Origin of the sequence: Desulfosporosinus sp. FKB, assembly GCF_002196705.1 — a bacterium.
GTDB lineage: Bacteria > Bacillota > Desulfitobacteriia > Desulfitobacteriales > Desulfitobacteriaceae > Desulfosporosinus.
The window spans coordinates 1-25,949 of the sequence record NZ_NADJ01000025.1; the positions used below are offsets into that span (position 1 = coordinate 1).

At 42.3% G+C, this 25,949-nt stretch carries 27 protein-coding genes and 1 pseudogene; 2 read left to right on the forward strand and 26 right to left on the reverse strand.

Annotation, left to right across the window (positions count from 1 at the left end):
- The 10 genes from B5Y67_RS07310 to B5Y67_RS07355 form a co-directional block, all read right to left on the reverse strand.
- On the reverse strand, window positions 1-283 hold a 283-nt coding region (locus B5Y67_RS07310; RefSeq protein ID WP_170932621.1), incomplete at its 3' end, for an NADH-quinone oxidoreductase subunit J.
- A gap of 2 nt (window positions 284-285) precedes the next feature.
- Window positions 286-699, reverse strand: coding sequence for an NADH-quinone oxidoreductase subunit I (locus B5Y67_RS07315; protein ID WP_088225799.1), 414 nt, complete (start codon window positions 697-699; stop codon window positions 286-288).
- Window positions 700-703: 4 nt separating this feature from the next.
- Complete coding sequence (nuoH, locus tag B5Y67_RS07320; RefSeq protein WP_088225800.1) at window positions 704-1,759, reverse strand: NADH-quinone oxidoreductase subunit NuoH; 1,056 nt, start codon at window positions 1,757-1,759, stop codon at window positions 704-706.
- A 25-nt stretch (window positions 1,760-1,784) separates the two neighbouring features.
- Window positions 1,785-2,888 (reverse strand): NADH-quinone oxidoreductase subunit D, encoded by a 1,104-nt coding sequence (locus B5Y67_RS07325; protein WP_088225801.1) that lies wholly within the window; start codon window positions 2,886-2,888, stop codon window positions 1,785-1,787.
- Between the two features lie 11 nt (window positions 2,889-2,899).
- Window positions 2,900-3,388, reverse strand: a complete 489-nt coding sequence (locus B5Y67_RS07330) for an NADH-quinone oxidoreductase subunit C (protein ID WP_088225802.1) — start codon at window positions 3,386-3,388, stop codon at window positions 2,900-2,902.
- On the reverse strand, window positions 3,378-3,899 hold the full coding sequence (locus B5Y67_RS07335) for an NADH-quinone oxidoreductase subunit B (protein WP_088225803.1): 522 nt from the start codon (window positions 3,897-3,899) through the stop codon (window positions 3,378-3,380). Before B5Y67_RS07335 ends, B5Y67_RS07330 begins: the two co-directional genes overlap by 11 nt.
- Window positions 3,890-4,246: an NADH-quinone oxidoreductase subunit A gene (locus B5Y67_RS07340; protein ID WP_088225804.1), complete on the reverse strand. Its 357-nt coding sequence runs from the start codon at window positions 4,244-4,246 to the stop codon at window positions 3,890-3,892. The genes B5Y67_RS07335 and B5Y67_RS07340 overlap by 10 nt, the downstream gene beginning before the upstream one ends.
- A gap of 561 nt (window positions 4,247-4,807) precedes the next feature.
- On the reverse strand, window positions 4,808-5,671 hold the full coding sequence (locus tag B5Y67_RS07345) for a GGDEF domain-containing protein (RefSeq protein WP_088225805.1): 864 nt from the start codon (window positions 5,669-5,671) through the stop codon (window positions 4,808-4,810).
- On the reverse strand, window positions 5,668-6,006 hold the full coding sequence (locus B5Y67_RS07350) for a hypothetical protein (protein WP_088225857.1): 339 nt from the start codon (window positions 6,004-6,006) through the stop codon (window positions 5,668-5,670). Before B5Y67_RS07350 ends, B5Y67_RS07345 begins: the two co-directional genes overlap by 4 nt.
- Before the next feature lie 188 nt (window positions 6,007-6,194).
- A complete protein-coding gene (locus B5Y67_RS07355) occupies window positions 6,195-7,286 on the reverse strand; it encodes an HD-GYP domain-containing protein (protein WP_088225806.1) in 1,092 nt (363 codons plus the stop codon).
- A 324-nt stretch (window positions 7,287-7,610) separates the two neighbouring features.
- On the opposite strand from B5Y67_RS07355, the gene B5Y67_RS07360 reads away from it, so the two are divergent.
- Window positions 7,611-7,952 carry a helix-turn-helix transcriptional regulator gene (locus B5Y67_RS07360; RefSeq protein ID WP_088225807.1) on the forward strand — a complete coding sequence of 114 codons (342 nt, stop codon included), beginning with the start codon at window positions 7,611-7,613 and terminating at the stop codon, window positions 7,950-7,952.
- A gap of 314 nt (window positions 7,953-8,266) precedes the next feature.
- Here the strand turns inward: B5Y67_RS07360 and B5Y67_RS25255 are convergent, their stop codons facing one another.
- From B5Y67_RS25255 to B5Y67_RS07405, 9 genes and pseudogenes are all read right to left on the reverse strand, one after another.
- Entirely contained in the window at window positions 8,267-8,437 is a 171-nt protein-coding gene (locus tag B5Y67_RS25255; RefSeq protein WP_170932622.1) for a hypothetical protein, read from the reverse strand.
- A 280-nt stretch (window positions 8,438-8,717) separates the two neighbouring features.
- Window positions 8,718-9,112, reverse strand: a pseudogene (locus B5Y67_RS07365) (dihydrodipicolinate synthase family protein); the annotation flags it as partial.
- 243 nt (window positions 9,113-9,355) lie between these two features.
- Window positions 9,356-9,904 (reverse strand): 4Fe-4S dicluster domain-containing protein, encoded by a 549-nt coding sequence (locus B5Y67_RS07375; RefSeq protein WP_088225858.1) that lies wholly within the window; start codon window positions 9,902-9,904, stop codon window positions 9,356-9,358.
- Window positions 9,905-9,959: 55 nt separating this feature from the next.
- The gene (locus B5Y67_RS07380) at window positions 9,960-11,999 is read right to left on the reverse strand and encodes a molybdopterin-dependent oxidoreductase (protein WP_088225809.1); all 2,040 of its coding nucleotides are present in this window, start codon (window positions 11,997-11,999) and stop codon (window positions 9,960-9,962) included.
- A gap of 145 nt (window positions 12,000-12,144) precedes the next feature.
- Entirely contained in the window at window positions 12,145-12,975 is an 831-nt protein-coding gene (locus B5Y67_RS07385; protein WP_088225810.1) for a DmsC/YnfH family molybdoenzyme membrane anchor subunit, read from the reverse strand.
- Between the two features lies 1 nt (window position 12,976).
- Window positions 12,977-13,543 carry a 4Fe-4S dicluster domain-containing protein gene (locus B5Y67_RS07390; RefSeq protein WP_088225811.1) on the reverse strand — a complete coding sequence of 189 codons (567 nt, stop codon included), beginning with the start codon at window positions 13,541-13,543 and terminating at the stop codon, window positions 12,977-12,979.
- A gap of 13 nt (window positions 13,544-13,556) precedes the next feature.
- Window positions 13,557-15,758, reverse strand: coding sequence for a molybdopterin-dependent oxidoreductase (locus tag B5Y67_RS07395; protein WP_242975897.1), 2,202 nt, complete (start codon window positions 15,756-15,758; stop codon window positions 13,557-13,559).
- Entirely contained in the window at window positions 15,755-16,423 is a 669-nt protein-coding gene (locus tag B5Y67_RS07400; protein ID WP_088225813.1) for a molecular chaperone TorD family protein, read from the reverse strand. Before B5Y67_RS07400 ends, B5Y67_RS07395 begins: the two co-directional genes overlap by 4 nt.
- Before the next feature lie 187 nt (window positions 16,424-16,610).
- Window positions 16,611-18,209, reverse strand: coding sequence for a helix-turn-helix domain-containing protein (locus B5Y67_RS07405; RefSeq protein ID WP_170932623.1), 1,599 nt, complete (start codon window positions 18,207-18,209; stop codon window positions 16,611-16,613).
- Between the two features lie 137 nt (window positions 18,210-18,346).
- Here B5Y67_RS07405 and B5Y67_RS07410 point away from each other — a divergent pair, with 137 nt between their 5' ends.
- Window positions 18,347-18,790 (forward strand): hypothetical protein, encoded by a 444-nt coding sequence (locus tag B5Y67_RS07410; RefSeq protein WP_088225815.1) that lies wholly within the window; start codon window positions 18,347-18,349, stop codon window positions 18,788-18,790.
- Window positions 18,791-18,824: 34 nt separating this feature from the next.
- On the opposite strand, the gene B5Y67_RS07415 is transcribed toward B5Y67_RS07410, so the two are convergent.
- From B5Y67_RS07415 to purF, 7 genes are all read right to left on the reverse strand, one after another.
- A complete protein-coding gene (locus B5Y67_RS07415; RefSeq protein ID WP_088225816.1) occupies window positions 18,825-19,025 on the reverse strand; it encodes a hypothetical protein in 201 nt (66 codons plus the stop codon).
- A gap of 391 nt (window positions 19,026-19,416) precedes the next feature.
- Window positions 19,417-19,971, reverse strand: a complete 555-nt coding sequence (locus B5Y67_RS07420; protein ID WP_088225817.1) for a manganese catalase family protein — start codon at window positions 19,969-19,971, stop codon at window positions 19,417-19,419.
- Between the two features lie 76 nt (window positions 19,972-20,047).
- Window positions 20,048-21,310, reverse strand: a complete 1,263-nt coding sequence (purD, locus tag B5Y67_RS07425; RefSeq protein WP_088225859.1) for a phosphoribosylamine--glycine ligase — start codon at window positions 21,308-21,310, stop codon at window positions 20,048-20,050.
- A gap of 36 nt (window positions 21,311-21,346) precedes the next feature.
- Window positions 21,347-22,891 (reverse strand): bifunctional phosphoribosylaminoimidazolecarboxamide formyltransferase/IMP cyclohydrolase, encoded by a 1,545-nt coding sequence (purH, locus tag B5Y67_RS07430; protein ID WP_088225818.1) that lies wholly within the window; start codon window positions 22,889-22,891, stop codon window positions 21,347-21,349.
- Complete coding sequence (purN, locus tag B5Y67_RS07435) at window positions 22,888-23,505, reverse strand: phosphoribosylglycinamide formyltransferase (protein ID WP_088225819.1); 618 nt, start codon at window positions 23,503-23,505, stop codon at window positions 22,888-22,890. Before purN ends, purH begins: the two co-directional genes overlap by 4 nt.
- The gene (gene purM / locus B5Y67_RS07440; protein ID WP_088225820.1) at window positions 23,502-24,515 is read right to left on the reverse strand and encodes a phosphoribosylformylglycinamidine cyclo-ligase; all 1,014 of its coding nucleotides are present in this window, start codon (window positions 24,513-24,515) and stop codon (window positions 23,502-23,504) included. The genes purN and purM overlap by 4 nt, the downstream gene beginning before the upstream one ends.
- 31 nt (window positions 24,516-24,546) lie before the next feature.
- Complete coding sequence (purF, locus tag B5Y67_RS07445; protein WP_088225821.1) at window positions 24,547-25,947, reverse strand: amidophosphoribosyltransferase; 1,401 nt, start codon at window positions 25,945-25,947, stop codon at window positions 24,547-24,549.
- Between the last annotated feature and the right edge of the window lie 2 nt (window positions 25,948-25,949).

Consider the following 25,949-nt stretch of genomic DNA (forward strand, 5'->3'; position numbering starts at 1 on the left):
ACGCTCCCCATCCCCATTTGCGATTCTCCGGATTACTGTCACTGACCTCTCCGCGCAAAGTCAGCATCACTGCGAAAACGACCATAATCGATACGGCACCGGTATAGACGAGCAATTGAACAGCTGCGAGGAAATCTGCGTTCATCAGGACATAAAGCACGGCTACTCCCGAAAAGGAAAGTGCCAGATAGAATGCGCTATGAACGATATTCCTGGAAGTGACGACCCCCCAAGCTGCGGCTATTGCCAAGATAGCAAAGATAAAGAAAACGATCGTGCCCACGTTTACCCCTCCTTCCCACTTAGCTTGTTCGATCGCTTGGACCGCGCAATCATATCCCATTGTAATTCTTCGCGATGGTAGACCGCATTTTCAAACTCTTGGGAGAGTCTAAGAGCACCAGTCGGGCAGCTTTGCGTACATAACCCACAAAGAAGGCAGCGACCAATGTTCATATGGTAAGTCTTTAATACTCTCTTATTGTTCCCATCCTTTTCGCTCGTTAGATTGATGACTTGATTCGGACAAATATTTACACAGAGCCCACAAGAAATACACTTCTCAGGTTCTAGAGCCATGGAACTCCGTGTACGGGGAGGAAGGTTAGGCTTTACTTCAGGATAATACTCTGTAAGATTTGGTCCATAGAAACGTTTAAGCGTAATGCGCAAGCCCTTTATTAAACCATTACCAAACACTTTTTCACCCTCCTATCCGCGGAATGAATAGCTGGTAAATATAAATACCTAGACCTGTTAAAAAGATGTTTGCCAGCGATAAAGGAAGCAAGATCTTCCATGCAAAATGCATAAGATGATCGACTCTCATCCGGACAAAGGTCCAACGGACCCACATCATTATAAAAATTACGAGCCATATCTTAAGAATAAACCACAGCCATCCAGGCAGAAATCCCGGGCCGTACCAGCCACCCAAAAACATCGAAACTGCAATGGCAGATGTTGCGACCACGTTGCCGTATTCAGCAAGCATAAATAGCCCCCACCTGAGTCCGGAATACTCCGTAAAAGGTCCGGCTACAATCTCCTGCTCCCCTTGAACTTGATCAAACGGAGCCCTGTTAGTTTCAGCTATACCGGCTATTAAATAAATCAAGAAGGCCAACGGCTGCAGGAATATGAAGGGAATGGTTTTCTGAGCCTCAACAATAGAAGAAAGGTTGAAAGTCTGAGTAATCATGATGACACCTAGCAAAGAAAAGAGCAAAGGTATTTCATAACTTATCATTTGAGCTACTGCTCGGAATCCGCCTAGTAAAGAAAATTTATTGTTTGATGCCCACCCGGCCATCAAAAGTGCCAACGTTGAAATTGAGGAAACTGCCAAAAAGTAGAATATACCTAAGTCAAGATTAATGGCCACCATTCCCTTACCGAAGGGAATAACACCATACGCCATTAACGTAATCCCTACGAGCATCATTGGAGCAATCTTAAAGAGGAAGAGATCCACATTAGCTGGGTAGATATCTTCCTTACCCAACATTTTTACCGCATCAGCAATAAATTGAAACCATCCGTGTGGACCGAGGCGATTGGGACCCGATCTTTGTGATACCCAGTGGGCAAATTTACGTTCCACTAAACTGAGAAATAGAGCTGCGACAACCATAATCAAAAAGAGCATGATAAATACTATAATATTAATCGCCAAATCAGCGCTTAAAGAATGCGAATCCGCAAATAATCCGCGGATATAGGCCGCTATATTCACAAATATATTGTTTAAAGCGTCCATCTTCTTCTCCCTTCATTGAGGATTTTTACTTATCCACTTCCCCTAAGACGAGGTCCATGGAAGCGAAAATAGTCACAAGGTCTTGAATCTTCCAGCCGGTCACTATAGCTGGAAGCATTTGAACGTTAACAAATGCTCCGGTACGTATACGTACCCGGGCTGGCTTCGTCGTCCCATTACTAACTATGTACCACCCCATCTCTCCTTTTGGGTTCTCAACTCGATGATAAACTTTGCCGGCTGGAGGCTTAACCACTTTCGGAACCTTCGCCATCACAGGCCCTTCTGGAATATCTCTCAGTGCCTGTTGAAGAATTTTTCTGCTCTCTTGAATCTCAAGAAGCCGAATAAAGTGTCGATCATAGGTATCGCAACCATACAATACCGGTACATTAAAATCAAACCTATCGTAAATGCCGTAAGGTTCGGCTTTGCGTACGTCATACTGTACTCCGGATGCCCGTAGATTCGCTCCCGTGATTAGCAGGTTTTCTGCCAATTCTTTAGGGAGGATACCCACACTTTTCATACGTGACTGCGCAATCTCATTACCGAAAAAAATGCCATAATACTCCTCAATCATTTCAGGCATATCATCGAGAAAACTCTTAAGTGCAGGAATAAATTCGTCTGGAACATCATGGCTGACCCCACCAATTCTGAAATAATTTAGAGTCATACGATTACCCGCAGTCATTTCAAATAAATCGAGAATACGCTCGCGATCACGAGTACAATAACTCCAAGGAGTCCAACCACAAATATCCAAAGACCCACTCGCAATCATAAACAAGTGACTGGCAACCCTCCCCAATTCCGCAAATATAACGCGGAGGTATTCTGCACGTTCGGGGACTTCTATACCCATCAATTTTTCAACGGCTTGGACGTAACCTAAACTGTTATGCGGCCCTGCCAGATAATCCAGGCGGTCAGTGTACGGAATAAACTGATTATAAGTACGACTTTCTGCCATTTTTTCCAGACCACGATGCAGATATCCAATTTTAGGTTCAACGTTAGTAACAACTTCTCCATCCAAATGGACCACCATACGGAACACACCATGCGTACTTGGATGTTGGGGACCCATGTTCACAGAATACTCTTGAGTTCCATCAATCATCATTGTTTCCCCACCTATTCCCCTTCTTTTCTTATTCGCATTACCGCTCGTTGTTCATGACTCTCAATAACATAATCTTTACGCATCGGATGTCCTTCAAAATCGTCCCACATATAGATACGCTTCAAATTGGGATGTCCCCTGAATTGAATGCCGAACATATCGAAGGCTTCACGCTCTAAAAAGTCTGCCCCCTTCCAAAGGGGAGTAGCCGAGTCAATCACGGGATTTTCCCGTTCAATTGTAGCTATAATACGTAAACGCTGTGGACCGCGCAGACTGGATAATTGGTAGACAACCTCGAAGTGATCCTCCAGATCCATTCCGGCTAGGTCATGCAAAAAATCACACGGGACATCCGCGAAATTCTTAACACGCGTCAAAACTTCCAGCACATATGGATAATTAATAGTTAATTCGAGAACGCCAAGGCTCTCTTCAACTTGTCCATTAACCTTATCTGCCAACTCGGATACTCGCGCTCGCAAAATTTTATTTAACATGCTTAATTAACCTCGCCTTAGCAGGATTTTGTATTTTCTGCTTAAGATGCAACATCCCAAAAATCAAGGATTCCGGTCTTGGTGGGCAGCCAGGAATATAGACATCAATCGGAACAATACTATCCGCCCCCGGCACCACAGCGTAAGAATCTGCAAACGGCCCCCCTGAGCAGGCACAATTGCCCATGGCAATGACCCATTTGGGCTCCGGCATTTGATCATAGATACGACGAGCAATAGGGGCCATTTTCCGTGTCAAAGTTCCCGCCACGATCATTAAATCTGCTTGTCTCGGTGACGCCTGAAACACCTCATAGCCGAAACGTGATAAGTCATAACGAGGATCTCCCGATGATGCCATCTCAATAGCACAACAAGCCAGACCAAAAGAGCAAGGCCAGAAGGAATGAACTCGACCCCAGTTCAAAAACTTCTCGACACTGGTAAGCAGAATATTCTTCTCAGCCGCAGCCTCAGCATCACGCAGTTCTTTCTCTCTCTTTACATCCACTCCAAAGCACCTTCTTTCCAAGCGTACCAAAAACCAACTATGAGAATGATCATGAAGATAAACATTTCAACAAAAGCAAAAGTTCCTAATTTGCGGAATGTCAATGCCCAAGGATACAAAAAAATTGTTTCTACATCGAAGGCGGTAAAGACAATAGCATAAAGAAAGTAGTTACTTTTGAATCCAATCCACGCCCTGCCAATTGGCTCATTACCGCATTCATAGGTTGTTAACTTTTCCTTATGCGGCTTATGGGGTGCCAATAGATGAACAACAGCCATGACAACGATAGGTAAACCTATTGCAAACGCAAGCAGCAATCCTACTGCAGCAAAATTATCTGTCATTTTCTTCCCTCCTTATTTTAATATTCTGAAGATCTCACCATTTTTCTCATATATTGTTATTATTTTACAACTATTAGCTAAATACCTATATCACGAATCCCTTTATCAAGACACAATTTTAGAAATGTAAATTATCTCCTTTCCACTTTATTTTATTTGTTCTTGCATTAAGGGTTTGTTCTTAAGTAATAGTGAGATATTCTCTGGGATTGGCCTGACATGGGACCCCATGTCAGGAAAGGCTTAACCCAATCATCTCATAACTTTCCCGCAAAGTAAGGGGAAAGCTGTCTAATAAGGGTTTGGGACTAATATAGACTAAAAGAGTCATAGAGACTTCATCCACGAAGTCTCTATGACTCTTTTCCAGGTATCTTTTGCTTATCAACGAACAAAATAATTTTCTAAATATTTCCGATTAATATCATCTTTGGTGTTTCGAGCTTTATAATACAAAGATTTACTCTTGTTGAAATTCATTGTAGAAGAAAAATAAAGGAATCGTTGAAATACTAAATGTAAGATATCCTTTTCGGATAATTGTTAGTTTTACTTTCATTGCTAGGCGATTTCATCGCCTTCAATGCTTGCCACTGAAAGCGTCGTTTTATTCTTTTTAGCTTCTGTTGACCTTAGGCTTGCAATATTCATCAATTGCTCCATTGTATTCCACGGATCAATTGCACGCTCTCCACGCCGCCGTCCCCCGATTACCCCTGCTGAAATACTTATCTCAATCTCGCGAACATAACGATGTCGGCTTATAATATCTGCCAAACGATAGGCTAAGGCAGTCCCCTCATCTAAGTGTGCAGGTAATAAAACTGCAAATTCATCTCCGCCAAAACGACATAAAAAGGCATTGGAAGGTGTATTTGCACTTAACAGTTTACTCACCTCGGTTAATATGATGTCCCCTACTGTATGACCGTAGGTTTTATCAATAACTCCAAAGTTATTTACGTCAAAAAATACTATACAGATTTCTTGTTGATTTTTCAGGAGTCGTGCACCGTGATAATATATGTAATCACTTTTATAAAGGCCAGTTAACAAATCAATATGCGACCCTAAGCGCTTTTCTAGTAATGTACGGGATAGGATACCTGATAAGTATCCATTCTCCTCTACTAAGATGACCTCCGATTTGGTTTCTTCAAAAAGTTCCTTGGCTTGCCAAAGCGACATTTCTGCAGAAACAATAACAGGTTCCTCACATGCTACATCTGCAATAATTCGATTAGGATGCGTTCTTAACAAATTTTTATATGTTATTATACCGATTAAATTACCTTCATTCATCACAGGGCAACAGGAAATGTCCTTATCTAATAATAACGCCCTTACCTTGGAGACCCCATCCAAAACATCCACTACAGAAAATTCTTTAGAATAAATATTCGCAACACGCTCAATATTTATCATAAGTCAATAGATTTGCTGACATGCACAGTTATATCGACATGTGCCTTTATAATCGTGCTTTCATCAACAATCTTTTCCCCCTCTTCTAATATAAACTTGCTTAATTTTTCTTCTGGGATCATATTTATGAGAGCATTTCGTACTACTATGGCCTCGATGACCGGATGATCAACTCTGATGATCTTATATTGGTCCGGACTGAGAACATCAACCATCCTTTTCAATGCCTCTGGACCTATAGGTGCATTACGTCCAACAATAACAACATCTTGCATAGGCGGCATTTCAAATTCAGTCAAGTGCATTTGAATTTCTGCTTTTTTGGCTTCCTTCATAACGCTCACGGTTAGACCTCCAATTTATTTGACGAGTTGACCGATGTAATCTTTAATTTCTGCAAAAGCACCATCTTCTTGCGAAAGATTATGGCAATAACCCATCTCTAAAATTATACAAAATTTCTACATTCATTAAAAGTAATCCTATATGTAAAATTGCCCCCATCATTATTCGATGAAACCTTTTATACCGCCTCATCGAATTCGACGTGACTTATGAAATACGTTAGATTTTGCATCAAATCCACATAAATCTCTTCATTAATAAATTTACCATTTCTGTCAAATAATAAGCGAATAAGAGGACGGGTGGGAAAATGTAAAGGCACTGCCAAGACCACTCCTATTTCCCCTGTATTGAGAGTAACAACTGCATGTTCAGGATACAAAACAAGAGATTCCTTAAAGGCCTGTACAACTTTAGGGGCAAAGTCCCTACCCGACCAAGTTAGTATCATTTCCAGTGCATGATAAGGAGGCAAACTTTTACGGTACGGCCTATCTGCAGTTAATGCATCATAAACATCGTTTACAGCTACGATTTGAGCGTCAGGATGAATGTCGTGTCCTTGTAATCCATAAGGATAACCTTTTATATTCCATCGTTCATGATGCTCTCCAACGATCGCTGTTATACTTGGTGATAAACGAACATCTCTCAACATTTCTACGCCATACTGTGGGTGTTGTTTCATGACGATATATTCATCATCTGTTAAACTACCCGGCTTATTCAAGATTTCCTTCGGGACCCTAAGTTTTCCTATATCATGAAGCAAGGCACCTAATATCAAATTCTTAAGTTTCTTATCAGTGTACCCCAAGCGCTTACCCGTCATTGTTGATAATAACGCTACATTGACGCTATGAACAAATGTTCCATAATCATTTTGCTTAAACTTCTCCAAATCTATTCGTGAAACCTCTAAATCTAAATATATTTCGATTTGCTTTAGCTCATTAAAAATTGTCTCCACAAGGGTAACTGTTTTTTCGATCTGCTCTGGTTGAATAAGTTTTGCTTCATGGTAAATCCCCCATAAAGAACCTACTAGTTTTGTATATTTATCTTTGGGAAATGCTTTTGGCCTTACATTTGAACTTGTCTCCTGCTTTTTCCATACATAAACTTCACGTTTTTGCAGCAGTTTACTTATGTCTTCGGTTATTTGTTTTCCCTTGCACAATAATAAAACTCCAAAGCCATTAAAAAGATCGACGTTTGCGGTCGTTCCAATAGTTAAGTTTGGTTGCACTCGTTCTAACAACCAATTCATTGTTTAACCTCTCCTTTGTTGTACATACTACATCAAATTGGTGACCATGTTAAAAATAAATGCGGTTAGTTGGATATCAAAATTACAGTTCAAATGCGATTGTGAAATATATTTAAATATCTTGTTTGTATTTGTCGCAGAGCTTTTTCTAACGAATTACATTTATAATTTTCAGTTGTTACAATGCCATAATTAAACAATTATCGACATCTATTTCTAATTCTAATACTGATAGTAATACTTTTCAATAATTTACTATAACTTTTAGTTTATAAGTTCTATTCGGGAATACCCTTACAATTGTTGTAAGGAGCGTGATTAAAAATGGAAGACATAATTAAGGATAGAATAAGCAAGAATTTAAAATATTTCAGGAAACTAAAGGGTTTAACTCAAGAAAAATTAGCAGAAAAAATTGAAGTGAGTCCAATGTATATTAGTTACTTGGAACGTAGTTCAAAAATCCCTTCCTTAGTCATTTTATTTAAAATTGCAAACGCTCTTGATATTGATCCGGGCTTATTAATACAAGATGATGATTCAAAAAATATGGAAATCAATAAACTTCTGGGAATAATATCCGGTTTGGATAAATCAACAATTAAATTTCTTAGTGAGATGATTATTGCTTTTATCAAGTTCAATAATTCAAAGCCTGTATCTTAAGTGGATAGATTTTTAAAAAACAATTAAGTAATCAGATTTTATTGCAATTACATTGTCGCGAATCTACAAATAACTTTTTATCGGTGGATACGATCGTACTAATTTGCAATGTATTGACTAAAAAATTATGAAGCTCATGGTTTTATGCTTTCAACAACAAATCCAGCCAGTTTACCTCGAATTAGATAAACTGGCCAAATAATAGATAAAAACTAAATAATCAGTTAAAGTCGGCTATGCAATCAGTAAATATCAGTAGACTTCAAGAAAGTCCCAATAGCTAGATTTCAAGTCTCTTCACTTCACTTAGTTTCCTAGAGCACTGGGTATCCCCCGTCAACCCCAAAGAGAAAATCTCCGTAGCCATTGCTTTGGATTGCCGGGAATGACGTAAAAATTCCGCCGGCCCTGGATGGATTAATTGAAGCTGTCCTATATCCGTTCGGTGTTACAGAAAGGGGATCAATATTTGACTGAACGTACAATGGAGTAGCAGTAACCCCGTTCCAACTGCCTGCACAAGTGACCGTTTTGCAACACCCTCTTTTAGGAGACAGACCCGTTATTCCAGAACCTGCAAGCTCATCTTGTAATCATAAATCAAATCATTTTGTTCTTCCGGAGACCCGTTTTCTCGAATAACAGCAATGCTTTTTGGAGCAAACGTTTATGTACTCCTTCTCGAGTAATTAAAAAGCTGATCATTTTCTTCATAGTTAGGATCTGTCGTTGATTCCAAAGCTCTTGTCCAAACGACTTGTGGCGGATAAACGGGATCGGCGTTGCTTCTGCGATCGTGCAAAATGTCGATACAGCCTTTCCTGGGAAGGTTTATTGTAATAAGGTACTACCGCAATTAATCCGTCCAAATCAGCCTCTATGGCCCGAAGTGCCATAGCGACACTTGCTTGGGTAGAATTTGACCCTACTCCTGCAATTACTTTAGACTTAGAGCCAACTGACTTTTTTACGACTCTAAATAACTCAAGCTTTTCCTCAGTGGTCAATATAGGTGATTCTCCCGTCGTGCTGTCTACGACTATTCCCTCGGAGCCATGCGCGACCAAATGTTGAGCTAATCTACTTGCCTCTGCGTAATCAACTTCAAACTTTTCATTCAGAGGCGTGACCATCGCCGTTAATAATCTTCCATAACTCATTTGGTTTCAACTCCGTTCATAATCAGGCTGCTTGGAAACACTACCACAGCCGGCTAGACTAAAAAGGACAAATATATTAAACAAAGTAAAAACAAACCCTCCTTCATTAGAACCTTGAGAAGCGTAGGCTATAAATTCATAATAAAAAATGCGATACAAATAACGAATTATTTTTTGTAAAAAATCACAACAAAAAGGTCTTATCTTTGTATAAAAATACAAAAATAAGACCTTTTTGTTATTCTAATAATTTAATCTCCTTGGTTCTTTATAATAGACAGATGGATTCGTCAATCGTAACCCTGGCAGTGGTGCCGTTAGACGAATTAGCTGATCAAGTGATATAGAATGTATTTCTTGACAGAGCAAGGCTCTTGTTGGACATGCTTTAACGCAATAGGGCGTCATACCTAGATCTAAACGATCATAACAGAGAAGACATTTGGTTGCTTTCCCCGTTTCAGGATGAATCTTGGGAACACTAAAAGGACAGGAAGCTACACATGATTTACATCCCATGCATTTTGAAGAATTATGAACCACGATACCATCACGGCGTTTAGAATAAGCACCAGAGGGACATACTCGCATGCATTCCGGATTTGCGCAATGATTACAGGCACTCGAAAGATAAAATCTTCTTTTCCCGTCTGAACTTTCATCCTCAATTTTTCGTATGGTTCTCCATGTCAGAGTCGGTGGGAGGTTATGATTGATCTGACAGGCTTTAAGGCAGGCTCCGCAGCCTAAACAACGGTTAGCATCTAATATAAAACCTATTTGCTTGAGCATATCATCACCTCGCAGCATCGTTGATTTTTCTATAATCACAATAATTACGTTTTCACTAGAAGCTGCGTTCGGAAGGAGTTAATTTTCTCAGACTTACAAACGTCTCATTGATCGCAAGTCCCTTACCTCCAGCGGCCACATCGCCCATATCGGATAGGTTTGAATTTAACAGGGCATTTCGGGCTTGAGCTCTTTGTTCTATAGCCTGTTGATAAATGATGACTACATCCTCAGGCAGACTCATGTCAACTTTCACTTTAACCTGTAAGCTGGCATATTCATTCCAGATTTCTGCGGTTTCTCCAATTTTCAGGCCGTAATTTTCAAGGAGTCGAGGGTTAATATAGAGATCGTAATAATCAGATAAGGCATCCTGATAAGATTGAGAATTGATCATCATCGAATGATGCGGTGTCAATAAACGCAAGGGAGTCTCCTTTGAGGGTAGCAGAGCGGGTTCAAAAACAGGGAGAGCCGGTAATCCGGCTGCAAGAGCACGCGAAGATTGGAATTCATAACGTTTGGATGGGGTTACAAATTCGTGATTCTCCCAGGCGGTTGGAGGGAATTTTGCCTTAATCGGTCGATCAAGGATTTCTTCCGGAGTGTTTAACCCCAGCATACGAAGCATATCCGGACCAAGTTGCTTTAACGCAGTTTCTCTTTCCGATCCAGAGGTTGGAAAAGAACAGCTGCCTTTTTCAAATCGATTCAATTTTGCCGAAAGATTCCAAGCGATCTCCAAATCAGACTTCGCTTCACCGACTGGATTGATGGCAGGTTCATTAATTCCTACCCAATAATGCCAATAGCTTGAATTAAGATCCCAATGCTCATAATGGGTTGTTGCAGGCAGAAAAATATCAGCTGCTTGAGCGGATTTCGTCAAAAACAAATCGTTGATGACGATCAACTCAAGTTGCTGAATAAGCCGATGCCAATGTTTAAGGTCGGCATCTTGCGCCAAGGGATTTCTTCCGCTGAGCCATAAAACTCTTAAAGGAGGCTTATCACATGCCAGTGCTTCGCGTGCAAATCGGTTAATATTGAGTTGTCTGTTTTGCTGCTCTGGTAAACCAGCACCTGCAAATTTCCACGTCTCAAAATGACCATAGTGAACTCCCCCGCCCTTTTCCCCAATATGACCTGCTAATGCGCCTAAAGCATCAATGGCACGAAGGGTTTGCCCTCCGTTTGTATAGCGTTGGAGACCAAAACCAACCCAAATACATGCTGGGCAGGTTTGTCCATATTCAATGGCTAGTTCGCGAATGATCTCAGCCTTGACTCCGGTTATTTCTGCCGCTTCCGTCAAATCGATTGAATTTGTAAGGTAATCAATAAATTCTACTAGTCCCAAAGTGTAATCGTATAATTTGTCATCCATCAGATTTTCCTCGCAAAGAACCTTACACATAGCCAATGCAAGGAGACCATCTGTACCTGGTTTAACTTGTATAAACCGGTGGGAACGTGCGGCCGTATCACTGAGGTAGGTATCAAAACAAATAACTTTGCTTCCTCTATCCATGGCATCAAAAATGATGGGCATTTGATGAACCGCTGTCCATGCCGGATTGACCCCCCAAAGCCATAATAATTTGGCATGCCCCATTTCCCTGGGTTCGGAGCAGAAAAACTTACCGAAATCATACGTCTGAGCATCAACACCTGCGGACCAACACGGTGAACCCACTGCCCTGGTCGTAGGACCCATTCCGGAAAAAAGCCATTCCATCGCATTATGCAGGGCTCCGAAATTTCCTGAGTACTTGTTTAAAGCTAGAGATAACGTGTTTCCATCGTGTTTTTTACTATCTATTATTTTCTGAGCAATCATGTCTAGGGCTTCATCCCAACTCATCCGTTCCCAATTTCCGCTAAAGCGTTGCCGTTGTCGCATAGGATAACGGATGCGTGAAGGATTGTATACTTTTTGGATATCATTCATTGCTTTTGGACATAATTTGCCTTTGGTATAATCATGAGCGGGATTGCCCTCAATGGAAACGAGTACACCGTTGACTGTGGTACTGATTATACTGCACGTATCATAACAATTTCTCGGACAAACATGATAATGCTTTTCTGGCAAATGATGACATCCTTTCTGAGCATTTGTAACATTGCCGCCCTAAAAACACTTCGCTAAAAGGCAGTCAAATCCTTTAAAAAGTAAACCATAATTATTTTGCGTACCCTTAAACATTTTGATACAAGATCCTGGTAATGTAAACACTTTACTTCAGAGCGGTGATGCTGATTCCGACAGCACTGAGATAAAAGAGGGCACGCCCCAGAAGTTCCCCAATGCTACAGGCGATAAACAACATTATAACTAAGTTGGCATTAATTGTTTTTTGCTTCGAAAAGTATGTGACAAGTAATATTAACGGCAGAAGCCAATTAGCCACAACTCGAAGCCAAAACAGCGGGCTGGCTAGTAAAAATTGAACTGTGGACATTCCTTCCATGCCTGCTGTGTTAAGCATGGACAAATAGATGGCGAAGGAAAGAATGCTGACCAGTACACAGGTGAAGACGATCAATAAAAGCTCCTGAAGCTGGGACAACTTTAATGTTTTTCGGCCAAGAACAAGGCACGTTAATCCACCGAGTAAACCCGTTGTTAAGAGGAAAAAGAGCGGTGTTTGCACGCTGTCCCAGGCAGGCACACGTGGTAAGACATAAATCATAGAGCTGCTAAAAATCCCTAGTAACCCAAAAGTACTGGTAATACCTGCCGCCAAGCGCCGCTTTCCTTTTGGTTGTCGCACCTGAGAATAGAAATAAAGCCAGGCAACAGCAGCGAATAGGAAACAGAGGATTTCCCGGCTAAGCCAAGAAGTGGATAAATGGGAAACTGCACGATAAGCATATTCCGGCCGACCAAGGTGAAACAAAGAAGCAATTAGCGCAAGGGCCAAAAGTAGACCCGACAACAATGCTGCTTTCTTATAAAAAATAGGGTCCACCTCTGCACGGTCTAACCACCATAAAACGAAGATGATACCAATAGCTGTTTCTCCTAAAACAGTAAATAATACGAGCGGCCATTCCATAGTTCCCATTCTAATCCCTCCTAACTTGCTTTCCTTGTTTTGGTCCGACAAAACGTATTGATGGATTCGTAATCGAAGGACTTGGCAAACCGGGGAGTGTTTTTAGTACTCCCGTCTTCGCGTCGAGACTGGAGTTGATCTGGACTAATTCAAGCGCTCCTGCTACACAAGAGGCTACACAAGCCGGTTTCTCTCCCTTGTCCACTCTTTGATAACAAAGATTACACTTTTGAACAATGTTTATAACAGAATTAAATTGCGGACGACCATAGGGGCAGGCCATAACACAAAGACGGCAGCCGATACAGCGGTTATCATCATGAATGACGATGCCATCGTCTCGTTTAGTATATGCGCCAACTGGACAGACCTTCATACATTGAGGTTCTGAACAATGATTGCAACCTATCGAAATAAACATCCGACTGGGGAGCGGATAGGCATTTTCATCAATTTGAAAAACCTGACGCCAACGTTGGGAAATATCTGTTTGATATAAATTCTTACAAGCCATTTCGCAACCACGGCATCCGACGCACTTCTCAGAATTGTGTAAGAAGCCAAGTTGTTTATTCATCTTTCATCCCTCCTCATACTTTTTGCAAGTCAACAAAGTTGTCATGAAAAGCGAGACCGTTATTGCCCGTGGCCTGTTTTCCCATGTCACTCGGAATAGCCTTCACGGTATAATTCACGTTGTAATTTGATTTGTTATACCATGCCTCATAAGATACAACGACATTTTCTGAGGTTGTTCGCGTTAAATGCGCTTTCAAAGTTATATCACCAAGATCATTAAAGACTTTGACCTTGTCGCCTTCTTGAATACCATACTTTGCAGCTAAATTCGGATGAATCTCCAACTTCGGTTCAGGATTTGCCGCCATCATCCAGTCAAGATTTTGGAACTGTGAGTGTAAACCTAGCTGAGGATGAGGGGTCATTAATCGTACCGGATATTTTTCCGGCGCTTTCATTTCCTCCACCCAAATCGGCAGGGCAGGCAGACCGTTTTTCTCTGCTTGGTTGCTGTGTATTTCAATTTTTTTGGAAGGGGTGCGGAATTTTCCATCGGACCAAGCTGCCGGAGGCATTTTAACTTTACGCGGTCCATTGCTCAGTTCTTTATAATTCGAAATTCCTAAGGATGCATTGAGAGCAGCATTAAACTCTTTAGCCAACCATTCTTGCTCGCTGCCACTGGTTGGATAGGTGCATGAACCTGCTTCAAGGGCATTCATTTTCTTAGAAAGAAGCATGGCGATTTCCAGATCTGATTTTGACTCATACATCGGTTGGATCGCCATCTCATTGATCCCAATCCAATAATGCCAATAACTTGCGTTAACATCCCAATTCTCAAAATGTGTTGTCGCCGGCAAAACAATATCTGACATTTGAACGGTTTTGTTAAAGAAGGAGTCGACTGAAACGACAAATTCCATAGAAGCGAACATTTTTTCGATAGCATGGGTATCCGGGTCTTGACCTCCTGGGTTACGGCAAGCAAGCCAGAGCATTTTAACCGGGGGATCTTGCTGGGCCATAACATCATGGGCAAAGTTGTTGATGTTGATGGAACGATCCCCTTCTTTGCCATTCGCCCCTACTATACCACGCGACCCTTTTGGTGCCGAATATGACATCGCCCCATAATTGAACCCCCAAGTTTCCAATTGGCCGTAGTTAACTCCTCCACCGGATTTTCCCACATTACCCGTCATTACGCCCAGGGCATCAATAATTCGGACATTTTGCCCGCCGTTTGTATGCCTTTGCATCCCATACCCCACCCACATACTGGCTGGTTTGCTTGTGGCATACTCGCGTGCAATTTCCATAATGATCTCTTTGGGAACTCCTGTTTTGCTTGCGGCCCAATCTAAGGTGACATTGTTTTTTAAATAATCAATCCACTCATCAAAACCAACGCTGTTAGCGCGTGCGTAATCCCAATCCACCCAGTTATTATCGAGAATATACCGTGCCATGCCCAAAGCCAAAGCGCCGTCTGTGCTCGGCTTGATCTGAATATAGAGATCAGCCTTCGAAGCCGTAGAAGTTAAGATTGGATCGATGACTACAAGTTTAGCACCATTTTCACGAGCTTTTTGGGCAAACGGAAGGGAATGAATGGCGGTCCAGGCTAAATTTTGTCCCCAAAGAATGAGATATTTGGTATTAACCATATCCTCAGGGTCATTATTATAAAGCGTTCCAAAGTCGTAGGTTTGAGCATCAATCCCGGCTGGCCAACAAGGCGTCCCTACAGCACGTGTTGTATACCCAATACTGGACATTGTTCCATCGGCTGCATAATGGAGGATGCCAAAGTTTCCGGAATATTTATCAAAGCAGATCGGCAGCGTTGAACCATAACGCTTTTTTAGATCCAAAATCTTTTTAGCGATCGTATCCATAGCCTCGTCCCAGCTTATTCTTGTCCAATTACCTGAACCACGCGGCATTTGTTTCATCGGATATTTAATGCGATCAGGACTATAAACACGTCGAGTATAGGTGTATCCCTTAACGCATAGCCTGCCGTTGGTATAACCATGCTTGGGATCGCCGTCCACTTTCTTTAACATGCCGTCCTGGACAAAAGATATCTGCCCACAGGTGTCATAGCAGTTGCGTGGACACACATTACGAAATTGCTTCGTCTCTGAATTATCAGCTGCAGCAGAAGCTGGATCAAGCTTTGTCAGCATTTCAAAACTAAACAGACCGGCACCCGCAGTCACAGCGGCAGTTGCCCCTAGAAATTGTCTCCGGGAGATTTTCATCATACGTTCCTCCTTTGTTGTAAAGGCAGTTCAATAGTACATAAAAGCACATCCATAAGCATTGGGAAAACCGGATGATTCGCCTTTTGATGGACTCTTTCCACAAACTTCGGTAGCCATTTCCTGAGGTGTTCTTGTGAAAATTCCGTGTAAAGCTCGTAATATTTCAGACGATTCAAGCCTTTGTTTTGCATAGCTTCCTTATCTGCGTTTCTTAAGAGGTAAGCTGCAAATTCCAGCTCCGTTGCCATAAAGTCATCCGGATTTTTTCCTTGCGAAATCACCATTAGATTCTCATCTTGGTACAAACTACGTACTTTAACAGTTTGCTCCTGCATAACTAATTGATCCTGAGATAGGTAAACTGATTCGTAGGGTGGAGCTATTGGAGGCGTGGGACCGATGAAGAGACGATTGAATTCAAAACATAGCTGCTGTTGCTCGATCTCATTCAATAAACTATGGTTTTCCAACTCTGCACTCATCGATAAAAGTTCAGGGTAATATTCACCAAGTTGATGACACGTTTTAACCATCATTGGTAAAGTTTTATCCAAACTTTCACCACCATGACTAAAAACCCGACTCAATGCCAAGAGAACAGAAGCAATTTCTTTAAAGTGTGCTACACTCTCATTTGGTAGGTCAATCCTTAAGACCTCAGTCACTTAGTATCCCTCCCTCACTGTTCAGGTTGTGCAAGACTTCACTTAAATAAAGTATAAATTAGGTTATTAAAACTGTCTTTGGTATAGGAAATGAAAAGAATATATGATTTTTGTAGTAAAATACAATAACGCCTCTCTTCCTATTACTGGAAAAGAAGCGTTATCTAACCTTTCATATAAAGATCGTTTATTCTGACCAAAGGGCCTGAAGTTGGCTGATTTGGAGTGCAATGAATAAATTTACTTGATTATCAAAACGAAAGATATCCTTGTCAAGTACTTCGGACGCTTTCTTAAGCCGGTACCGCAAAGTGTTCGGATGAAGGAAAAGTCGTTGAGCCGCTTGATTCAGATCACCATTACAAAGAAAATACGCAAGGAGCGTTTCCTGAAGCTGCAAATTTGCTTCCGAATCAAACTCCAATAATGGTTTTAACGTCTCCACACAAAAATCCTCAAGCTCCTGATGATCCAATCGTTGCAGCAAGCGCATAATTCCCAGCTCAGCAAACGATGTATAGAGTTTGTCTGGAAAAAGCAAACGTCCAAGTTCAAGCGCAGCTCTTGCTTCTTGAAAACTGCGATGTATTTCGCGCGCTGTTGGATAGAGATTTCCTAATCCAAAAGAAAGTTTGCGGTTGTCGATTACTGACTGTGCCGTTTTCTTAATGATCTGTAGATAATGTTTGGCAATCCCTTGACACTGAGATGGACTAATCTTTTCAACCGGCAAAAGAATAACGATCTGTTCATTTCGATCCAAACAGATGGAACCCGGTAGAAGATTACGAAAAGTTCGTCCGAAGTACACGATGAGTTCCTCCAAGAGTTGACGCTCCATCGGAATGGAGGAAAGGTTCTCAATCTCACCGACTATAACCAAATGAGGCTTGTTAAAATCCCATCCCCATAGCTTTCCGCGTGAAATGATTAAGTCCAAAGAATCAAAGTTATTGTAAAGGAGGTCGAAGAGAAAATCGCGGTGATGAAGGCGTTCATTTTCTTGTACACTATAATTCTTTAACAACTCTAATGTAAAAAGAGAAACTGCTTTGTCTAAAAAAAACTTCTCAATACTTTTAATCTCTAAAATTGATACGGCTAACCCGAGATAGCCCAAGAGGCCACGTTGGCTAAACATAGGGTACCAGGTTAGAGGAAGATCTTTCAAGGCTTCATCCTTCCAATAGCCTCTCCTTAAGTTATCCCAAACAGGAGATGATTCTGTTTCTGCTTGCCGGGTGAATTTAGGAATCATAAAGGGAATGGGTTTTAATGGCCATTTTTCTCCCCCTGCCCACTCCAAGACATCCAATTGATTATCGAGCAAAAAAACATCATATCCTAATATCGTTTTTAAAGCAGAGATCCCAGCTTCTCTTTGCTGATTTGAGAGACTTCGGGTCAACATTTGAAAGCATTCTTCACAGGCCACCAAGACGCGGCCAAGTTCCATAGCCAGCCAACCTTCTACGTTGAGGCAAAAATCCGGCCAAGTAAAATTTGACTCAGCAAAAAATTGCTTGGTTTTCAAGGAAACTGTTTCATCGTGGTACAATTGTCCGGTGATTTCAAAGACGATACTTTGATGTACTTTGTTAAACGGTTTGATTTGGATAGTGCAGCCCACAAACGGAAGGACATGCTCTTCTTTTCCTTCTAGATTCAGAATCCCTATAGACAAACCTTCGACACCCGGAAGTGAATCAATCGGTTCTATAATTTTCAACTGAAGGGAACAAATTAAATCTCCGATGGTAATCCCTTTCGGTAAATCATTCTGCATTCTTTTCACCTCCATGTAAGTATGATACTAAACGTTTAAACAATGTACAAAAAGTTTATTCGAGATTTGTAAATCGTTTCAAAGGAGTCTAACCAAAAGACGAGAAGAATGCAAAAGAAAAATGGAGGTGAAAGTGAATGGCGCTTGCCAGAAGCATCTTACAGAATTCAGCACTTTTAGCAGATCTCGCACAGAAATCCGGAGGGATTGCCACATTTATAATGGCACTATTGATGGTGCTTTCAGGGCTGAGATGGGTTTTAATCGATTTTAGCCGCAACGAATCTCTGCCTAATGTAAACTATCGAGTTTTAGAAAAAATCCATTTCATTTTAGGTTTAATGATTTTCATTTTAGTGACTTATCACAGCATCTATTATTTTTTTACGTATTTAGTTGAGCACACCGAAAATTCTTTAGTAGTGACAACGGGGCTTGGAGCATATATTTGTCTATTGGTCATTTTACACTTGGGACTAAAGTTACGAAGAAAGATATCTGCCAGTAAAGATTATCATTTGCACATATTACTGCTAATTGTCTTAATCCTGTTTATACTACTTCATTTAAACTTCAGCTAATTAACACAGTAATTGCCGACTCGGCTATAACGAACTAGACTGATGAGGTTGTCGGTGTTGCAAAACAACTTTCTGAACTTGCAAAAGTAGATGATATTGCGGCAATTTCTTCAATTTTTGATTCTACTTCTATATTTTTAAAAACGGCAACAACAGCCACTACCTCGTTAATATCGTTAAAGACTGGTGTGTGAATCGCACAAGCAGATCTTGCAATGAGTCCGATAATTTTCATTTCCTCCCTAAACAACGATTGGTTTTGTATGTCGATTGATTCGATATATATTTAAAATTCCGAAAAGAATAGTTTTATGTTTCCTTGAAAATCATAACTATCCTATTAATTTATTGTTTCATTGTCAATAATAAAAAAGAGCTGTATCCTACAACTGAATGGTTCAGCGTTTTGATACAACCCCATTATTCAAAATCATTTCGATTTGCTATATCTACACCTTGCTTCTTTATTTATGCACCCAAATGCCCACCATACTTTTCCACGTTGCTAAGCATGATATCAAATTGTTCCTCGGTTAACTACTCAAATACGACTTTTTCCCACTCTCGAAACTCTTTGCGCAGTTCCTCATAGACTTTGTTAATTACTTTCCCTTGCTAATAAACCTTCATTCCAAAACCTGCAGACTCATCTTGTAATCATAAATCAATTCATTTTGTTCTTCCGGAGACCCGTTTTCTCGAATTAACAGCAGTGCTTTTTGGAGCAAACGTTTATGTACTCCTTCTCGATTAATTAAAAAGTTGATCATTTTCTTCATATTAGGATCTGTCGTTGATTCCAAATGTTGTTGATACAGTAGGGCGGCCCTGGTTTCTGACTGAATATCTACCTGCAGCATGGTAATATAGTCAGCATTTTGATCAATATAATTCAAAACCCAGGGAGCGCCTTGAGAATTCACACAAGTAAGCGGCGGCCCCCCTAATTTGCTAATAGCTGCAGCAATCAATTCCATATGCCCTAATTCTTCCGCTGCTATTAATCCCAGTAAATCCCGAACATACCTATTTGGCATGTTCGAACGCTGATTTAAGTACTGAATCGACGAGGAAATTTCACTATTTCGTCCGGCATAATGTTCCAGCAAGAGTTTGGCAAACCCGGGATCTTGCCGTTCAACATGTACCGGATAAAACAAATGCTTTCGATAATGAAACACCTTCATCCCCCCTTTTTATCGAACCTTGCCATTATTATATGGGGGGAGACTCTTAGTGGTCACTCAAATCTCCAGCTCAATTCAGACCTTTGACACCAATATCCCGCCGAAAATGTGCTCCGGGGAAATCAACGGTCTCCGCAAGAGCATAAGCTTTAGCGCGAGCCTCCTGCAGAGTTTTTCCCGCGGCCGTAACGCCTAACACCCGGCCGCCGCTGCTCTCGAGCATTCCATTTTTCCTTTCCGTACCGGCATGAAAAATTACTGAATCCTTGTCCGTCGTCTCCGACAGGTGAATCGGGATTCCTTTCGGATACTTTGCAGGATAACCAGGTGCAGCCATCACAACACAAACGGCAGCTTCGTTTTTCCACTCCAGCTTAACCTCAGACAACTGACCTTCAGTACAAGCCCATAATATCGGTAAAAGATCGCTCTTCAAGCGCTTCATTACCACCTGGGTTTCCGGATCGCCGAAACGAACATTGTATTCCAGAAGCTTTGGTCCTTGTTTCGTAAGCATTAGTCCCAGGAAAAGGACTCCTTGAAACGGAGTTCCTAATTCAGCCATAACCTTAAGCGTCGGATTGACAAGATTCCGCATTACCGATTCTTCAAGCTCAGTTGTCCAAATTGGAGGAGGACTGTATGTTCCCATACCTCCGGTATTAAGACCTTTGTCACCATCTAAAGCACGCTTATGATCCTGTACGGGAACCATTGGGCGGGCTGCAGTACCGTCCGTAAAACAGAGCAGACTAACTTCTTGCCCTTCAAGAAACTCTTCAACTAAAAGTTTTTTCCCTGCTGCCCCAAAATTTCCATCCATGATTTCATCAACGGCCTGAAGCGCAGTATCTAAATCCATCGCCACGATGACACCTTTTCCTGCCGCTAAACCGTCCGCTTTTAGAACACAAGGGGCTCCAAGGTCCTTAATATAAGCTTTGGCCTGATCTGCATTTTCAAAGACTTCCCATTTAGCCGTGGGAATTTCAGCCCGTTCCATAATCATTTTCGCGAAGGATTTACTCCCCTCTAACTGAGCCGCGGCCATAGCAGGCCCAAAAATTCGCAGTCCGGCCTCTTGAAAAGCATCCACGATTCCTAAGCTAAGCGGATCTTCAGGGCCAACCAGAGTCAGGTCAATGTCTTCTTTTAAGGCAAACTCCACCAGACCTGAAATATCTTGGGCCGAAATAGGGATATTCCAAGGTTCAGTTCCGGCATTTCCGGGTGCAACATAGAGACGTTCCAACGCCGGGCTTTGCAAGAGTTTCCAGGCAAGGGCATGTTCCCGCCCACCGCTGCCTATGACTAACACTCGAAGTTTATTCATATTCTCACCCGCTATCAAAAGTTACCTTCCGGAAAATTAATGTTGAAAATGTCTGCGATGCGTAAAGACCATGATAATATTTAAACGATTAGCAGCCTCAATCACTTCGGGATCATGGATAGACCCCCCTGGCTGAATAATTGCTCGAATTCCTGCTTGAGCAGCAGATTCAATCGAATCCGAAAAGGGGAAGAAGGCATCGGAAGCTAAATATGCTCCTTTAGTTTTTTCACCGGCTTGTTCAACGGCAATCTTTACAGATCCAACACGGTTCATTTGTCCCGCACCGACACCTAATGTTTGCCGGTGATCAGTTATGACGATGGCGTTTGATTTAACGTGTTTAACAACACGCCAAGCAAAATCAAGAGCCTTTAAATCGTTCTCTGTAGGTTTCTGCTGGGTAATAAATTCCCATTCATCAATAGGAGTTGTTCCTCGATCCACCTCTTGAACCAGATACCCGCCGTCAACGCTTTTCAGCATCACGCGAGGAGTCACTCGGTCATTCTCGCCTCTGCCAACTGCAAAGAGCCGGAGATTTTTCTTGGAACTTAAAATGTCCTGAGACTCCGGACTAAAATCCGGCGCCACAATCACCTCATAGAAACACTCCTTAATTGCCTCAGCAGTAGGACCGTCAACTACTCGGTTTAAAGCAATAATCCCACCGTAGGCCGAAACAGGATCTGAAGCCAAAGCACTTTTGTAAGCTTCTAAGGGCGTATTTCCTAAGGCCGCTCCACAGGGATTGGTGTGCTTAATGATGGCTGCAGCACATGAGTCAAACTCGCGTGCAAGTTTCCACGCAGCCTCCATATCTACCCAATTGTTATAGGAAAGTTCTTTTCCCTGAAGCTGTTTTCCTCTTGCCAAACTGCCTAGGGCGGCCTCAGAATTAATATAAAAAGCGGCCTTTTGCTGAGGATTTTCGCCATATCTCAATTCTTGAACCTTTTGAGCAGTTAGACGCAGCGTCCTGGGAAAACCGCCGACCGGTTCAAGCTGCCGTTCTAAATAACCTGCAATCAGACGATCATATTCCGCTGTATGGGCGAAAGCCTCCGCCGCTAATCGCTTGCGCATACCGGCGGAAACAGTCCCTGTTTCACGCAGGACATTTAAGACTTCTTCGTAGGATTTAGGATTGACCAATACTGTAACCCTGCCATGATTTTTAGCTGCGGCGCGAACCATGGTCGGGCCTCCCACGTCAATGTTTTCGATAGCTTCCTCAAAGCTCACTCCCGGCTTGGAGATTGTCTCCCGAAAAGGATATAAATTCACGACCACCAAATCAATAAATCCTATGCCATTTTGTTCCATCTGCTGGCGGTGTTCCTCAATATCCCGAGCCAGAATTCCGCCATGAATCAGCGGATGGAGGGTTTTAACCCGTCCGCCTAGTACTTCCGGAAATCCTGTGACCTCACTAACATATTTCACGGGGATATTGGCTTCATCAAGAGCTTTAAAAGTCCCCCCCGTCGAAATAAGTTCAAATCCCAACTCAACAAGTCCTTGAGCAAAAGTGACAATTCCCGTCTTGTCTGAAACGCTGATAATGGCTCTTCGCTTCATTCCAAACCCTCCTGTTGCAATATCTGAACTCGACGCCCCACCCGTTTAACGCTTCCAGAAACTAAGAGCCGGACGGCTTTAGGGTAAAGACGATGTTCTGCTTCTAAAATTCTCTGAGATAAACTATCCTCTGTATCCGCTGTTAAGATAGGTACAGCCTCCTGTAAAATAATCGGTCCGCTGTCTAAACCTTCATCGACAAAATGAACCGTACAGCCGCTTACTTTGACTCCATATTCCAAAGCTTGGCGCTGGGCATGAAGCCCGGGGAACGACGGAAGGAGAGACGGATGAATATTCAGAATCGGAAAATTGGCCTGTTGAATAAACTCTGATCCCAAAACCCGCATATAGCCTGCTAAGAGCAGAAGTTCAACACGATGTTTCCTCATCCAAATCAAAAGTTCCTCTTCTTGGGCTTGACGTTGGGGATAGTCCTTGATCGAAAAAGCCCCAGTTGGAATCCCATATTCCTTTGCTAAGCCAAGGGCAGCAGCTCTCGGCTGATCGGAACCGACTGCAACTATTTCAATCGGTAAGTCTTCTTTTTTTGAGGCCTCAAGCAATGCTTTAAAGTTGCTTCCTCTTCCAGAAGCTAATACTGCAGTTCTCAATAGGTGACACCTACTCCGTGAACAACTCGTCCTATGACATGACTCAATTCACCCATCTCCTTGAGTTGCTGACGTATTGATTCTTCATCTTCCGCACCGACAATGATGACAAATCCTATCCCCATGTTAAAGGTCCGATACATCTCGGGCCAGGCAACATCCCCTAAACGTTGAAGCAAATCAAAAACTGCCGGACGTTTCCAAGATGTCGGATCGATCTGAACCCCCAGTCCTGAAGGCAAAATACGGGGAATATTCTCCGTAAGTCCTCCCCCTGTAATATGAACCATACCCTTAATATTCTGTTTTGCAAGGAGCGACAGAATAGTTTTAACGTAAATTCGCGTGGGCCTCAGCAGGGTTTCCCCCAAAGGTTCTCCCAATTCCGGCAGAACCTCCTCTAAAGAATAGTTTTCAAACAATTTGCGAGCTAAGGAATACCCGTTGCTGTGCAATCCAGTGGAAGGCAGGCCAATCAGAACATCCCCGGCTTCAATGCTCGACCCATCAATCAGCTGATCACGGTTGACCACTCCAACGGAAAAACCGGCAATATCATAATCATTCTCAGCATAGAAACCTGGCATTTCTGCCGTTTCTCCTCCGATTAAGGCACAGCCGGCCATTTCACAGGCCCGGGCAACTCCACCGACAATTTCAGCAACTCTTTCCGGATTCACTTTGCCAACGGCAAGATAATCGAGGAAGAACAAAGGCTCCGCACCTTGAACCAAAATATCATTAACACACATAGCCACAGCATCTTGTCCAATAGTATCATGCCGATTCATCTGGAAGGCAAGACAGAGCTTTGTTCCCACGCCATCCGTTCCGGAAACCAAAACCGGATTTGAATACTTTTCCAGATCTAACTTAAAGAGTCCCCCAAATCCGCCAAGTCCGCCTAATACTTCCGGACGGAGCGTTCGGGCTACTGCCGGTTTAATACGTTCAACTGCATTATTACCGGCTTGTATATCAACACCAGCATCACGGTAAGAGTATCCCACATTAATTCCTCCTAATTTTTCGCCCATCATTTTAGCCGCAGGAATTCTTTCCGCGGTTCAAGTCTGAAACAGGAATAGGGTAAGAGCCATTAAAACAGGCCAGGCAAACATTTCCTGTACCGAGGGCCCGCAACAAACCTTCTTCTGAAATATAATGCAGCGAATCAGCTCCAACAAACTTGCGAATTCCTTCCATATCCATACGATTGGCGATTAGCTTTTCCCGTTCAGCTGTGTCTATTCCATAATAACACGGATAGGCCACAGGGGGCGAACTTATCAGAAAGTGAACTTCTTTAGCCCCTGCTTTTCTCACCATCGCCACTAATTTTGAACTTGTAGTACCACGGACAATGGAATCATCAATCATAACAATTCGTTTATCTTTAAGGACGCTCGCATTAGCGTTCAGCTTCAAGCGAACGCCTACTTCTCTCATTTCCTGAGTCGGTTGAATAAAAGTTCGTCCGACATAACGATTTTTTGTTAAGCCTTCAGCAAAAGGCAAACCCAACGTCGTGGCATATCCCAGAGCCGAAGCTGTTCCTGAATCGGGAACAGCAATAACAAGGTCTGCATCTATTGGACATTCACGAGCTAATTCAATTCCCATTTTCAAGCGGCTTTCCGAGACATTGATCTGATCGATGGTACTGTCCGGACGCGCGAAGTAGATATATTCAAAGGCACAAGAAGCACTTTTGTGTTTCGTTAAACCTGGACGGGAGTGCAGCCCATTTTCATCAATAACAACAATTTCACCGGGTTCTAAATCCCGAACGAACTCGGCGCCGACGGTATCAAGAGCACAGCTTTCTGAAGCCAGGCAATATCTCTCACCTTTCTTCCCAATACAAAGAGGCCGGACTCCATGGGGATCTCTTAAACCAAAAAGTTTATCCTCTGCTAGAATGACTACCGCATAAGCCCCCCGCAAATCCATCATGGTTTTGACAAGGGCATCCTCAAGAGATTCCCGGCGATAGCGCGTAATCAGGTTGATAATGACTTCACTATCTGTCGTTGTCTGAAAGACGGCTCCGTTCAGGCCTAATTCTTCCCGCAATTCCGTGGCATTCGTTAAATTTCCATTGTGAGCTAAAGCCATCATACCCTTTTGATAATGAACGACGAGGGGCTGGGCATTGGCCAACAAACTGGAGCCTGTAGTTGAGTAGCGAACATGTCCAATTGCCATCTTTCCGTGTAAATTCTTAATAATATGGTTAGAAAACACTTCCGAGACAAGGCCCATTCCTTTATGAACTTCTATTGCACGTCCATCAGAAACAGCAATACCGGCGCTTTCTTGCCCGCGATGCTGCAAAGCATAGAGCCCATAATAGGTTAAACGAGCCACTTCTTGATTGGGCGCATAAATTCCAAAGACCCCGCATTCCTCATGCGGTTTGTCCAGGCTAAAGTCGAACAATT